General features: G+C 32.7%; 14 protein-coding genes and 1 pseudogene. 1 reads left to right on the top strand and 14 read right to left on the bottom strand.

Features of this window, described 5'->3' with window-relative positions:
- The 12 genes and pseudogenes from AB8B90_RS03235 to AB8B90_RS03180 all read right to left on the bottom strand — a co-directional run.
- A pseudogene (locus AB8B90_RS03235) lies at window positions 1-141 on the bottom strand (amidohydrolase); the annotation flags it as partial.
- Window positions 142-230: 89 nt separating this feature from the next.
- Window positions 231-764: a 3-hydroxyanthranilate 3,4-dioxygenase gene (locus tag AB8B90_RS03230; RefSeq protein WP_405333574.1), complete on the bottom strand. Its 534-nt coding sequence runs from the start codon at window positions 762-764 to the stop codon at window positions 231-233.
- Window positions 765-782: 18 nt separating this feature from the next.
- The gene (locus AB8B90_RS03225) at window positions 783-2,021 is read right to left on the bottom strand and encodes a WG repeat-containing protein (protein ID WP_405333572.1); all 1,239 of its coding nucleotides are present in this window, start codon (window positions 2,019-2,021) and stop codon (window positions 783-785) included.
- Window positions 2,014-3,267: a hypothetical protein gene (locus AB8B90_RS03220; protein ID WP_405333571.1), complete on the bottom strand. Its 1,254-nt coding sequence runs from the start codon at window positions 3,265-3,267 to the stop codon at window positions 2,014-2,016. The genes AB8B90_RS03225 and AB8B90_RS03220 overlap by 8 nt, the downstream gene beginning before the upstream one ends.
- Window positions 3,268-3,271: 4 nt before the next feature.
- Window positions 3,272-4,054 carry an SDR family oxidoreductase gene (locus tag AB8B90_RS03215; RefSeq protein WP_405333569.1) on the bottom strand — a complete coding sequence of 261 codons (783 nt, stop codon included), beginning with the start codon at window positions 4,052-4,054 and terminating at the stop codon, window positions 3,272-3,274.
- On the bottom strand, window positions 4,055-4,579 hold the full coding sequence (locus AB8B90_RS03210; protein WP_405333567.1) for a hypothetical protein: 525 nt from the start codon (window positions 4,577-4,579) through the stop codon (window positions 4,055-4,057).
- A gap of 24 nt (window positions 4,580-4,603) precedes the next feature.
- Complete coding sequence (locus AB8B90_RS03205; RefSeq protein WP_405333576.1) at window positions 4,604-6,043, bottom strand: aldehyde dehydrogenase; 1,440 nt, start codon at window positions 6,041-6,043, stop codon at window positions 4,604-4,606.
- Between the two features lie 27 nt (window positions 6,044-6,070).
- Entirely contained in the window at window positions 6,071-6,778 is a 708-nt protein-coding gene (locus AB8B90_RS03200; protein WP_405333565.1) for a hypothetical protein, read from the bottom strand.
- A complete protein-coding gene (locus AB8B90_RS03195) occupies window positions 6,778-7,182 on the bottom strand; it encodes a RidA family protein (protein ID WP_405333563.1) in 405 nt (134 codons plus the stop codon). The genes AB8B90_RS03200 and AB8B90_RS03195 overlap by 1 nt, the downstream gene beginning before the upstream one ends.
- Window positions 7,183-7,188: 6 nt before the next feature.
- On the bottom strand, window positions 7,189-8,583 hold the full coding sequence (locus AB8B90_RS03190; protein WP_405333561.1) for an FAD-dependent oxidoreductase: 1,395 nt from the start codon (window positions 8,581-8,583) through the stop codon (window positions 7,189-7,191).
- A gap of 1 nt (window position 8,584) precedes the next feature.
- Window positions 8,585-9,853: a kynureninase gene (gene kynU, locus AB8B90_RS03185; protein WP_405333559.1), complete on the bottom strand. Its 1,269-nt coding sequence runs from the start codon at window positions 9,851-9,853 to the stop codon at window positions 8,585-8,587.
- A 243-nt stretch (window positions 9,854-10,096) separates the two neighbouring features.
- Window positions 10,097-10,801 carry a hypothetical protein gene (locus AB8B90_RS03180; RefSeq protein ID WP_405333557.1) on the bottom strand — a complete coding sequence of 235 codons (705 nt, stop codon included), beginning with the start codon at window positions 10,799-10,801 and terminating at the stop codon, window positions 10,097-10,099.
- Between the two features lie 94 nt (window positions 10,802-10,895).
- Between AB8B90_RS03180 and AB8B90_RS03175 the strand changes: the two genes are divergently transcribed.
- Window positions 10,896-11,690 carry a class I SAM-dependent methyltransferase gene (locus AB8B90_RS03175; protein ID WP_405333555.1) on the top strand — a complete coding sequence of 265 codons (795 nt, stop codon included), beginning with the start codon at window positions 10,896-10,898 and terminating at the stop codon, window positions 11,688-11,690.
- Here the strand turns inward: AB8B90_RS03175 and msrA are convergent.
- Window positions 11,687-12,346 (bottom strand): peptide-methionine (S)-S-oxide reductase MsrA, encoded by a 660-nt coding sequence (msrA, locus tag AB8B90_RS03170; RefSeq protein WP_405333553.1) that lies wholly within the window; start codon window positions 12,344-12,346, stop codon window positions 11,687-11,689. The genes AB8B90_RS03175 and msrA overlap by 4 nt on opposite strands.
- A gap of 170 nt (window positions 12,347-12,516) precedes the next feature.
- Window positions 12,517-13,296: a zinc ribbon domain-containing protein gene (locus AB8B90_RS03165; protein WP_405333551.1), complete on the bottom strand. Its 780-nt coding sequence runs from the start codon at window positions 13,294-13,296 to the stop codon at window positions 12,517-12,519.
- Between the last annotated feature and the right edge of the window lie 90 nt (window positions 13,297-13,386).

The raw sequence follows: 13,386 nt of genomic DNA, 5'->3' as shown, positions 1-13,386 counted from the left end.
ACGATTCCAGTCTTTTTGAAGCATAAATTTTCGATCTTTGTCTACCCAGAAAATTCCTTTGTTTTTCATGAATTCAGGAATTTCCTCTGGATAAGGAAGTAAGTGTGAGTGGCCGTTTATTCTAAGTTTTCGTTTTTCCATGTATCTGTAATTGCGAGTCCCGAAAATTCGGGATGTAGCAATCTTTTTGTTTTAATTAGATTCTTCGCTTTGCTCTGAATGACAAAACGTTATTCAAGTTTCACCTTTTTAGGTGGTTGCATTACTTCGCCACAATTAGGACAACTACGTTTGTCTTTATCACCATAATATTTATCAAAAATGGCAGGCATATCTGTTTCAATATTGTCTAAGGTGAAGTCTTCTTCGTAGAGTTTAGTCGTACAGTTTTCGCAAAACCACAACAAGGCATCTTGTACACCTTCTTCACGAGGATATTCAATTACAAGTCCAACTGTATTAGCACCTCGTTGAGGGGAATGTGGAACTTTTGGAGGTAATAAAAACATTTCACCTTCTCGAATATGTATATCTTTTGGTGTGCCTTTGTCAATAACTTTCAAAGTGATGTCGCCTTCTACCTGATAGAAAAACTCAGGTGTTTCGTTGTAATGATAATCTTTTCTACTGTTTGGTCCACCAACAACCATCACAATAAAATCACCATCTTTCCAAACGACTTTATTACCTACAGGTGGTTTTAGTAGGTGCCTGTTTTCTTCAATCCATGCTTTAAAATTTATTGGAGGATATAATTTACTCATGATGTTAATTTTTTAAAATTAATTAGGGTTTTTATATTCAAATCCGTCTTCATCTACATAGTAGAACTCTCCATCTTTTTCTACAGGAAAGAAAAACTTGCCGCCAGAAGAACCTCCATAAATATAATCACCTTTTTTATATTCTGAATCTTTATAAATATACTTTTTTGTTTTGAGATTATAGTAATCATAAAGACCACCATCCTTTTTGGCATAAACAATATATCCTGATTCGTAATCTATTCGAATATTTTGATAATCAATAGGAAGCAACATTTCATAGCTAGCATCCATTAAACCTTCATAATTCCCTTTAGTAACTTCAAAATAGGAGTAATCAGAATTTGGATAGATGTAGCTAAATAACTCAGATTCTTTTTTTGTATTTAAGTTATAAAGGCCTTGTTTTGAATTTTTAGAAAACACACAAATACCAGAATCCTCATCGCATTTGATGCTTTCGTACTCTTGTTTTTCCTTAATTGATTCTTGAAGTTTTTTTCTATCGACGTTAGATCTAATGGACGCAAATGGGACTTGAATATCTTCTTCGTCATCGACTTCATTAAACTTTTCATTATCAGAAACGGTGTCTATATATCTTAATATATGTTTAGATTCTTTATCATTAACAACGGTTAGAATCATCATGTCTCTTTTAAAATCTACTTTTTCATCATTAACATATAATTCATTGTTTAGTACTGTAGGATTTAATTTTTGAGCAATAGCAGAAATCACCTCTTCACTTTCATAACCTCGTGAGTATAACCATTGGAAAGATATGAAGTCATATTCTGTAGGAACAATTGTTTCAAGTTTATAATCTATTAGGCCTACTTTGTCATTATTTTCAATAGATAAGGTGTAGCCAGTTTGGGAGTTGTAGTTGTCAAATGTTCTAGAGTCTAGCTTATATTTAAAAATATCATAAGCCGAAAATTTGTTGTTTTCTCTTTGAACAATAATATGACCTGCAGATAAATCGATATATTTTAATTTTAGTTTGTAATCAAACAATGCTACATTTTGTTCATTAATAATGTTGAAAGCGCCATTCTTTTTTACAATACTTACCTTTTTTCTCAACAATCTGTTTCTATTAAAAACGCCAACGCTATCAAAAGTAGCTTTTATTATAAGTTCACCTTTTGAATTTGCAAAACCCCATTTTCCATCTTGTTGATATGGAATCAAATCTTGTGCACAAAGATTGAGACTGAAAAAAGCTAATAAAAGGATGCAAAATTTATTCATGTAAAAAAAATGTTTTTGCCTGTTTTATAGGAGTTTTATCACCTTGTTTAGTAGATCTTTCGTATTCAATTCTTCCATAACTAGCAGTAAAGGTGTGAAAGTTTTTTAGGTAACCTTTTACGGTTACGTTATTAGGTAACTTAAAAGTGGAAATATCTTCATTTTCCCTTGGTTCTGTACTTATTATGTATTTAAAAAAACTCCAGAAGCCTTTGTCACCTTGTAAAATGAGTTCAACTTGATTTTCGGAAATTTTTTTGGAGATGACTTTGTATTTCGTAAAATCTGTACTATTAGCCTTTGTTGAGTCTAATAAAGCGTAAAAGTTTTCAGGTTTTAGACTACCATCTTCATTTAATTTTCCCCGAATAAAATGAGTCTTTAAATTTAAAGTAAAAAAGTCTTTATAGAAGTTAATTGAATTCCCTGTTTTACTATCGTCGTATATGTTTAAAGTGTCGACCGATTGACTTCGATGATGGTCAGTAAATATAATATGCTTTTTAGTGTCAAATGTATAATCCTTATTGATTAGGTGCTCTAGCTCTTGAGTGTTATAAATTTCTTTAAAATCTTCTTTTAAGGTTTCTTCATCAACAGTGTCATCTGAATAAACTTCCTCATTTATATTTTTGCCATATTCACGTTTTAATGTAACATAGTCAATGTCGAATTCAATACCTAAATAATTTATGGCAACAACTTTCTGGTTAGGTTTTAAGCTTAAAAGCTTTAGGTCTTTTAATATTTTTAAGAACGGTTGAGTATCAAGGTTTGATTCGCCATCAGCAACTAAAAATTCACACTCATAAAAATTATTATCACTAGCATATATTTCTGCATTAATTCCAAAATAATTTTTAAATTTTTTAGTTGGTTTGTATGTAAATAATTTTGTGAATTTTTCGTGTGAAAGAATGTCTTTTCTCCCTAATTTTTTAACTATAAAAATGTCAAATACTTTGAGGTATGTGAACGTAGGAAAATTTGAAAATTCATATTGTAGAGCATCGTTTTTAAAATTTGGAACGAAAGTAACATAGCATTCATTATCTGTGATATAAATGTATTTTCGACTTTTTTGTTTGTCCTCAATATTTTTTAAGGTTTTACTATTGATAATGAATTCGTCCATGTCTTTTGGAAAAGAGGTCCTTAAAACATGAGTCTGACTAATGATGCTTTGACTGTAAATTGATACAATCAAAGTGAGAATAAAAGAATAAAAATTAAATGTTGTTTTCAAGATTTTATAGTGATTTTGTTCGTCCACCATCAACAGGAAGATTAATTCCATTAATGTATGAAGCACGTTCACTTGCTAAAAATGTAATCGCTGCAGCTAATTCTTCGGGCTTTGCAAAGCGTTTTGCTGGCACAGCGCTTTTCATTGCATTTGCTGCTTCGTCTTCGGTTTTCCCTGTTTTAGCTGATTTGTTTTTAATGATTTGAGCTAGTCGATCAGTACCAGTTGCGCCAGGCAAAACGTTATTAGCTGTGATCCCAAATTGACCTAGTTCGTTAGCTAATGTTTTACTCCAATTAGCCACTGCGCCTCGTATAGTATTGCTGACACCTAATCCGTCTAGTGGTTGTTTTACTGAAGTTGAAATCACATTAATAATTCTTCCGTAGTTCTCGTTTTTCATGTAAGGAACAACGGCCTGTGTTAATACATGATTGCATTTTAAATGTTGCGTAAACGCACTTTCAAATTCTGAAATATCAGCAGAAAAGACTGGTCCACCTTTTGGTCCACCTGTGTTATTTACTAAAATATGAAAGCCATGATTTGCTTTAATGTAAGTGTTCACTTTTTCACTTAACTCGATTGGATTTGAAAAATCTGCAACGATATAATCGTGATTTCTATGCTGAGGTAATTCGGCAAGCGTGGCTTTCAATTTGTCTTCGTTTCTAGCTATTAAAGTTACTATTGTGCCTTCTTCTGCTAAAGCTATAGCAGTTGCTTTACCAATACCTGCAGTACTTCCGCAGACTAAGGCATATTTGTTATTAAGATCTAAATTCATTTAATTATTAAATTTGAAACTGTTAAAAATTTTATCTCCAACCTCGATATAGTCTTTGTATTCGGTCTCTGAGCAAGTTAGTGTGAGGATGTAGGCTGTTTTGTCTTTTATAAAAATTAATTGTTTGAATGTTAAAATCATTCCATTTCCAAAATCTCCAGACCAGACAAATGATTTAGCGTCTAAATCATTAATTTTAGTCAGTTGATTTTCAATTATATTAACACCTTTCACTTGTGATTTTATCTGTGAAATTGAAGCATCAACATAAGCATCGACATTATTATCATCTTGCTTAAGCAATTCTATATTAAGATTTATGTTTTCTTGAAACTGATCTTCTCTTGCAGATTCAGGCTTTGCCATGAAAACAAACTGAATAGTAGGTTGGGGTTTTTGACTACTGTAAGTCCAATCTGAAGGGTGATCTATTGAATAATTATCTTTTTTGTAGGTCTGCCAATTATCTTGTGCAAAACAAGAAAAAGTAAACAGAATAGTTAGTAGACTTATTTTAAATTTCATAATTAATTTGATTTATGAATTGGATCAATATTTTATACATACATTTTTAGCTTCTGTGAAAAAACGTAAAGCTTCAAAGCCGCCTTCACGACCAACTCCAGATGCTTTAACACCACCAAAAGGGGTTCGTAAATCACGCATCATCCAAGTGTTAACCCAAACAATTCCTGCTTGCAGTTGATTGCTCATGCGCATGGTACGTTTTAAATTGTTTGTCCAAAGTGTTGCTGATAATCCGTATTTGACTTTGTTTGCCATAGCTAAAACCTCGTTTTCCGAATCGAAAGGCATTATGGTAACTACTGGACCGAATATTTCTTCTTGGTTCACGCGACATTCGTCAGATGGTACATCAATAACAGTTGGTTCTAGATAGTACCCATTTTCAAAGCCAGTAACTGTTACATCATTTCCTCCACAGAGTACAGTTCCGTTTTCATCTTTTGCAATTTCAATGTATTCTTTTACTTTTTCTAAATGAGGTTTTGAGACTAAAGCACCAATATTAGTGTCAGTTTCAGAAGGATGACCAACTTTGAGTTGTTTTACTTTAGTTACGAAGTCTTTTTTAAATTTATCATAGATAGAGCGTTCCACAAAAATCCTGCTTCCACATAAACAAATCTGACCTTGATTAGCAAAAGATGAACGTACAGTTGTGTTCAGCATGTCGTCATAATCGCAATCTGCAAAAATGATATTTGGATTTTTTCCACCCAATTCAAGAGATAACTTTTTAAACATTGGCGCAGCAACTTTAGCAATATGAGCTCCTGTTGCTGTACCTCCTGTAAACGAAATCGCTTTAATGTCTTTATGTTCAATAATGGCTTGACCAGTAGAGCCTCCAAGTCCGTGAACAATATTTAAAACCCCTTTTGGGAGGCCAGCCTCATTTAGTATCTCACTCAAAAGGAAAGCAGTCATTGGTGTGACTTCACTTGGCTTAGCAACTACGCAATTTCCTGCAGCAAGAGCAGGTGCAATTTTCCAAGTAAAGAGGTAGAGAGGAAGATTCCATGGTGAAATACAACCGACAACACCAATCGGTTGACGTAAGGTGTAATTGATAGCATTCTGACCAACACTTTCATGACTTTCGCTAGCAAATTGTGTAATGGCATTTCCGAAGAAACGAAAGTTACTCGCTGCTCTTGGGATATCTACAGCTTTTGCTAAAGACACAGGTTTGCCATTATCTTTAGATTCGGCTTCAGCAAAACGTTGTAAGTTGGCTTCAAGTAATTCTGAAATTTTAATAAGAATACGACTGCGTTCTTCTAAAGTGGTTTTTGACCATACTGGAAACGCAGATTTAGCTGCTATGTATGCGTTTTCAACATCGTCTTTTGATGAGTTAGGTATTTGACCGTAAACTTCTCCGTTAGAAGGGTTGTAATTGTCAATCCAATCATCTTGAATAGGATTGTGAAAGTTGCCGTTTATATAATTTTTTATTGTTATCACTGCTTGGTGAAATTTAGTTTATTCTTAGTATTGATAGCCTCCTATGATTTTATGAAAGACCCATTTGTTATTTACTTTTTTGTAGAGCATTTCAGTGCCATGTGACATAAAATAATCTACTGAAATATAAGCTAAATTTAAGCTTTTATTAAAAATTAATCCATAAATAGTGAACTCTCTTTTTTGAGATCTGTGTTCTGATAAGCGCTCCAAAGAATCTTTTGAGATTAAAAAACCATCATTTGTTTTTAGACTGTCGTTATGTATTGTTTTCCAGTCTAGAATATTATAACCATAATTTGAAAGTTCTCCAATTGATAATGTATTATTTGATGCTATTTGGTTTATGATGTATGTTGTGTCTTTACTATTGAAAAAAGAATTAATGTATTCAGGGAAAGTTGATGGTTTTCCCATACGACCTTGATATCTTACATCTTTGTTTCTAACATATTTATTAGATTTATACTTGATGTAAGGATTTGTATAATTATAAGCATACAAAATTTTGTTATTTTTATCCTTTAAAATTTCTTTCAAGAAATTAATTTTCAAAGTGTGATCAATAACTAGAGTTTCTAAATTTTCTTTTTTTACTTCAAGAGTTGTTTTTTTTTCTTCTGAAGAATTACAGGACATGCAAAGTGCGAACAAAAACAGGATGCTAAGACATGATTTTAATTTAGTTTCTTGATCTATAAGTTTACTACTTGTGTAGTTTTTAATGTACATTATTGTTTATTATAAGCCATCACCTTGATCTCAATCACCAAATCTGGGTGTGGTAATTGGTGAACAGCTACTGTAGTTCTTGTTGGTCCTGTTGCTTTATCAAAAAACTCTCCGTAAGCTTTGTTGTAATCTGCAAAGTCATTCATATTGACTAAAAATGAAGTGACATCTACTACATCTTTTAGTGATGCGCCAACTTTGTTAAGATTACCTTCTATGTTTTTTAGGACTTCTTGGGTTTGGGTGTAAGCGTTTAGCTTTTTAGTTCCCATGTCGTCTATAATATCAACTCCTGCAATGGTGTTGTCTGGACGTCTTGAACTGGTTCCTGAGACGAAAATAAAATCGCCAACTTGTTTTACATGTGGATATGCTCCTCTTGGTGTTACTATATTTTCGCTCATAATGTATTAATGTAGTCCAGCAATTCTGTCATCTTGAAGAATAGCTTCGGTTTCTGATTGTACTTTATCTAAAATATCTTTGATGTCATCTTCGTTTGAAATTATTCCGTCGGATAACATGTTTAAAATAGCTTTGTCTTGTGCTCTTCCTCTTAGCATGGCTTCTCTGTAACCAATATCTTCATTGAAAGTCACTAAACTATATTTTGAAGAATAGTCTCCAGGGAAGGTTTCTTCTAATGCCATTTCAATTTTTCGCTTCTCCTGAAATATGGCTTGACCAACATGATCTTTCATTTCATGAAAATTATCGATAGCTAAATCTGCTATAGCATCAGTGTCTTTTTTTCTAGTTTTTTCGTATTCAGAAAAGATGGTTTCCCAATCACCTTCATGTTCATCTATGACTGCATCAAACTCCACAACATCCTCAAAAGATGCGTTCATTCCTTGTCCGTAAAACGGCACGATAGCATGCGCAGAATCACCCATGAGTAAGGTGTTTCCCTTATAATGCCATGGTGAACATTTTACTGTTCCTAATGGTGCTGTAGGATTTTCAAAAAAGTCTTCAACAAGATTTGGCATTAATTCAAGAGCATCAGGAAATTCCTTTTGGAAGAATTCAGTTACGATTTCAGGCGTAATTAAATTATTGAAATTGTATTCTCCTTCATCATAACTTAAGAATAGTGTTACTGTAAAGCTGCCATCTAAATTAGGCAATGCAATTACCATAAAATCTCCTCTTGGCCAAATATGTAATGCGTTTTTATAGGTTTTGTAATCTCCAGTTTCTGTTGGAAGAATAGATAATTCTTTATAGCCATGGGTTAGGTAATCTTGTGAGAAGCTAAATAAAAATTTGCGTTCTAAATAATAACTTCTTCGTAAAGCAGAACCAGCACCATCAGTAGCAATTATAGCATCGGCATCTTCAATAAATTCCTTTTTAGAGTTGTAATCTTGGAATAAAGCGGTTGTATTTTCAAAGTCTACAGATTTACATTTTTTATTAAAGTGTATCTTAACATTGTCATGTTTTTCGGCTTCATCAAGTAATAAGGCATTCAAACCACCTCTTGAAATAGAATTGATGTATTCATGATCTCTTCCACTATAATTAGATAAAAACGTATTGCCTTCTCTATCATGAAGCATTCTTCCGTTCATTGGAATGCAAAGTGATTTCACTTTGTCTTCAATGCCAACGAGTTTCATGGCTTTATTGCCACGATCTGAAAACGCTAAATTAATTGAGCGACCAGCAGAAATATCTGTGCTTCTTAGATCTGGTCGCATTTCATAAACGCTTACGTTGTAACCTCTCTGACCTAATCTTAATGCGAGTAAGCTACCACAAAGTCCAGCTCCTATTATAAGTATGTTTTGTTGTTTCATGTTAATTTAAAATTGTTTTCAAGCGCTCTACAAATCCGTAAACATCCATGTAAGAATTATACAATGGGACAGGAGCACAACGGATGACATCAGGTTCTCTCCAATCTGTAATAATTCCAGATTCAGTTAATTTATCATGGAGTGCTTTATCAGCATTTTTCACTTGAATAGAAAGTTGACAACCACGTTCTTTAGGGTTGCTAGGTGTAATGATTTTAATATCAGAATTATTAAGTTCATTTAGGAGAAACTCAAAATAACCTGTAAGCTGTCTAGATTTTTCACATAGCTTTTCAAAATCTGCAGTTTTAAAAACATCCAGAGATGCTCTAATTGCGGCCATTGAAAGTATAGGAGGATTGCTAAGTTGCCATCCTTCAGCTCCTGGTAATTGGTCAAACTCATCACGCATTCTAAAACGTGTTTGTTTGTTATGTGACCACCAACCTGTAAAACGGTTTAAATCTTTGTTGTGTGCATGACGCTCATGAACAAAAGCACCAGACAAGCTTCCTGGGCCAGAATTTAAATATTTATAACTACACCAAACGGCAAAATCTGCACCAGAATCGTGTAAATTTAGTTGTACATTTCCTGCGCCATGTGCACAATCGAAACCAACTACACATCCATACTTGTGACCTAAATCTGTAATGCGTTTTAAATCGAAAAATTGTCCTGTATAATAGTTGACGCCTCCAATCATGACAAGAGCAATCTCGCTGCCATGTTCCTCTAAAATAGTTTCTAGGTCATCATAATTTGCCAACTCTTCACCTTGGCGAGCTTTCCATAAAATTAAACCTTCATTATCATCATATCCATGGTGACGTAGCTGTGATTCTACAGCATATTTATCACTTGGAAACGCATCAGCTTCAATTAGTATCTTGTAACGTTTAGGAGTTGGTTTATAAAAACTTACCATCATAAAATGAAGGTTAGCAGTGAGAGAATTCATCACGACAACCTCTAAAGGTTTTGCTCCAACAATTTCAGCCATTGTTTCTGTTAGAAATTCATGATAATGTAACCAAGGGTTTTTGCCTTCTGTATGGCCTTCAACACCCAGATTAGCCCAATCTTCAAGTTCTTGGTTAATATAATCTTTAGTGATTTTTGGTTGTAAGCCAAGAGAATTTCCAGTCATGTAAATCAGTTCATTTCCATTGCTGTCTTTTGGCATATGAAACTGACTTCTGAAGGATTTAAATGTGTCATTTTGGTCTTGTTTTTTAGCAAAATCGAGACCCAATTTATAGTTAGACAATGTGCTTTTGTTTAAGTTAATATGTATTCTAGAGTTTAGAATATGTGTATAAAAATAAGGATTAATAATGAAGAATTAAAGTCTTAAAAGTTTGATTTACCTTAAAAAATAAAGCGTTTCAATTATTTAATTGAAACGCTTTGAATTTATATGGACGCTCATAGCTAAATATTTTATGCATTTATGAGTCATTATTTAGATTTTGGGATTACATGAAAACTGTAATTTTATTTTTTTTATGATTTAGTTTACCGAAATATCTGAAAAGAAGAGATTAAAATCACCTTCAGCCATTTTGTGGTCTTTAGCGATTTTTATGCCATTGAAATCCTCATAGTTTTCAAAAGTTGTTGTCATTGATGGTTCATCAGCATTTCCTTGTCTAAACACCCATTCTTTTATTATATACGTTTCGTTGTAGTAGATGTCATAAGCATCTCCAGGTGTATAGCCACCTTCATTTCCATAGGTCAAAGTGATTTTGTTTAACTTATCCTTTGAAATCGGAGCTTCAGCACTTGAAGGTTTTGAAATTGTTGTGCCTGCATCCCATACCAATTGAAATGGAATTAGTAACCAAAATTTATCGTTTATGAATCCACGATCAGCCTTCAATGAAATACTATCCATTGATTTTCGATTATATGAAGTCGTCTTATCATTTGAAATTAAGGTCACATCATCTGTCTTTGGGTGCCATGTCCAATAGCGTCCTGATATGTTTCCGTTTCTATTAACATTAAATCTAAATTTAATTTGATTAATCTCTTTCCAGTTTTCAAAACCATGAGCATTTGCAATTTTTTCTGCAACAGTTAATTTTTGAGTAGTTTCAACTGAGGTTACTGAAATAGGTTTACGTTCATTTGTTTCGGTTTTACAAGATATTAGTATTGCAAATACACATAAAAGGGAAATAAATCGCATCATGATTTTTTGTTTTTCCAAAAGTACTGTTTTGCGTGTATTTTTTAAATCTAATTATTGAAACTTTAAGAGTAATTACAATAGAAAATGTAATTTAGGGCTTCAATCAAAACGTATGAGTAAAAATTATTTTGAGATTAATCGAGCAACTTGGAATGAGAAGGTAAAAATTCATTCTCAAAGTGATATGTATGATTTAGAAGCGTTCAAAAATGGTAAATCATCTTTGATGTCTTACGAAATTAAAGCTCTTGGTGATGTTAAAGGAAAATCCTTGTTGCATTTGCAATGTCATTTTGGCCAAGACACTTTAAGTTGGAGTAGAGCAGGAGCGCAATGTGTTGGTGTTGATTTAAGTGATGAAGGCATCGCTTTAGCCACCTCTTTGAGTAATGAATTAAAACTTGATGCAGAGTTTGTAAGATGCAATGTTTTAGACACGTCTGAATTTGTAAAAGACATGTTTGATATTGTGTTTACATCATATGGAGTGATTGGTTGGTTGCCAGATTTAAAACCATGGGGAAAACTAATTGCTGAACGACTTAAGACAGGAGGTACGTTTTATATGGCAGAATTTCATCCTATAGTTTGGATGTTTGATTACTTAGAAGGACAACAAATCATGAAATATGGTTATATGCAAGAGGAAGTAATCTACGAAGAATATGAAGGAACTTATGCAAATCAAAATTCAAAAATGACTAGTAAAGAATATGGATGGAATCATGGTTTGAGTGAGGTTGTTAATGCGCTTATTGAAGCTGGATTAACAATTGACTATTTGAATGAATATGATGAAAGTCCGTATGATGTATTACCAGATTTAGTGAAAACCAAATCTGGCATGTTTACTACAAAAGATAAATTGTATCCTCTAATTTTTGAAATTAAAGCGACAAAACTTTAATGGTTTTCTTTTATAATATCAGGCATTTTAGCCTGAAAACGTTGTAATCTCGGAATTGAAATATTTCTGATATAACTATTATTAGGATTTAAACGTTCATAATTTTGATGGTAATCTTCACCAACCCAGAACTTTTGAAACGGATAAACTTCTGCAGCTATTTTGGCGTTTAATTTTTTGGCTAATGCTGCTTTTTTCATTTCAATGATTTCCTTCTGAGCATCGTTTTGATAAAAAATAATTGAGCGATATTGAAACCCACGATCTGGACCTTGACCATTTACTTGTGTAGGGTTTTGAGAAGCAAAGTAAACATCAACCAATGTTTCAAAACTAACCACATTTGGGTCGTAAATAATTTCTACTGCTTCTGCATGGTCTTTAATACGGCTATAACTATTGGATTCATAAGTTGGGTTTTTAGTGTGACCACCAGCATATCCGGAAATAGATTCTTCTACACCTTTTACACTTTCATAAACAGCTTCCACACACCAAAAACAGCCACTAGCAAAATAGGCTCTAGCTTTTCCGTTTTTGATTGGTACTTCAATTGGATTTGCATCAATGACAGCTTGCTGTTCGGGGTTTATTTGAGCGATGTTTTTACAACTAAAAAATAAAGTTATGGCACAGGTAATTAATAATTTGTTCATGATTTTTCTTTTTTTTCATAGTCGTATAAAAATAAGAATCCTTAATTCTGATTTTGTGAAAATTATATTAAAAGATATTCGGAGTGTGAAGGTTTAAAATTTTGCAGAGCAATAACCATAAAAAAAAAGCCTTCATTATTATGAAGGCTTTTTTTATAATTGTATGATTACTATAATTTAGCAAACATTTTTTCCATTTTTAGTTTCTCTTCTTGAGCTAATTCTGCATCAACAAGAATTCGTCCACTATGTTCATCAGTGATTACTTTTTTACGAGATGCAATTTCAACTTGAATTTGAGGAGGAATAGTGAAGAAAGAACCACCTGAAGCACCTCTTTCAATTGGTACAACTGCTAATCCATTTTTTACATTATTTCTTATTCTCAAATATGCATTCACTAAACGGTCGTCTAATTTCTTTTGGAAATCTTCAGATTTTTTCAACAAAGCATCTTCTTCTTTCTGAGTTTCAGCTAAAATTTCGTTTAATTCACCTCGCTTGTGCTTTAAGTGTTTTTGACGATCTTTAAGTTTGTCTTTAGTTTCAGAAATCACTTCTTTTTTCTGCTCAATTTGAACTTTAAATTCTTTGATGTGCTTTTCAGCCAATTGAATTTCTAGTTCTTGAAATTCAACTTCTTTAGTTAAAGAGTTATATTCTCTGTTATTTCTAACATTTTTCTGCTGCTCACTATATTTTTTAATTAGTGCTTTAGCTTCTTCAATAAGGTTTTTCTTTCCTTTGATTTGATCATCAATAAGCTCTAAGTTAGTGCTTAGTTTTTCAAGCCTAGTGTTTAAACCTTCAACTTCATCTTCTAAATCTTGAACTTCAAGAGGTAATTCTCCTCTAAGGTTTCTAATTTCATCTACTCGTGAGTCGATTAATTGTAAATCGTACAATGCTCTTAATCGATCTTCTACAGATGCTTCAGCTTTTTTTGCCATAATTATAAATACTTTACCGGATTTGTATTTGTCGTTGATAAAACGACTGCAAAATTAGTAATTTTTTTTGAGAGATAGTCTACTAAAAAG

The organism is Psychroserpens sp. (assembly GCF_045105015.1).
GTDB lineage: Bacteria > Bacteroidota > Bacteroidia > Flavobacteriales > Flavobacteriaceae > Psychroserpens.
The sequence above is the reverse complement of the archived record's forward strand: the minus strand, read 5'-3'. Positions and strand labels throughout refer to the sequence as shown.

Excerpts from the sequence above, each read along its gene's own strand:
- AB8B90_RS03230 (WP_405333574.1), bottom strand. The coding sequence starts at position 764 with ATGAGTAAATTATATCCTCCAATAAATTTTAAAGCATGGATTGAAGAA.
- AB8B90_RS03225 (WP_405333572.1), bottom strand. The coding sequence starts at position 2,021 with ATGAATAAATTTTGCATCCTTTTATTAGCTTTTTTCAGTCTCAATCTT.
- AB8B90_RS03215 (WP_405333569.1), bottom strand. The coding sequence starts at position 4,054 with ATGAATTTAGATCTTAATAACAAATATGCCTTAGTCTGCGGAAGTACT.
- AB8B90_RS03210 (WP_405333567.1), bottom strand. The coding sequence starts at position 4,579 with ATGAAATTTAAAATAAGTCTACTAACTATTCTGTTTACTTTTTCTTGT.
- AB8B90_RS03200 (WP_405333565.1), bottom strand. The coding sequence starts at position 6,778 with ATGTACATTAAAAACTACACAAGTAGTAAACTTATAGATCAAGAAACT.
- AB8B90_RS03195 (WP_405333563.1), bottom strand. The coding sequence starts at position 7,182 with ATGAGCGAAAATATAGTAACACCAAGAGGAGCATATCCACATGTAAAA.
- AB8B90_RS03190 (WP_405333561.1), bottom strand. The coding sequence starts at position 8,583 with ATGAAACAACAAAACATACTTATAATAGGAGCTGGACTTTGTGGTAGC.
- AB8B90_RS03175 (WP_405333555.1), top strand. The coding sequence starts at position 10,896 with ATGAGTAAAAATTATTTTGAGATTAATCGAGCAACTTGGAATGAGAAG.
- msrA (WP_405333553.1), bottom strand. The coding sequence starts at position 12,346 with ATGAACAAATTATTAATTACCTGTGCCATAACTTTATTTTTTAGTTGT.
- AB8B90_RS03165 (WP_405333551.1), bottom strand. The coding sequence starts at position 13,296 with ATGGCAAAAAAAGCTGAAGCATCTGTAGAAGATCGATTAAGAGCATTG.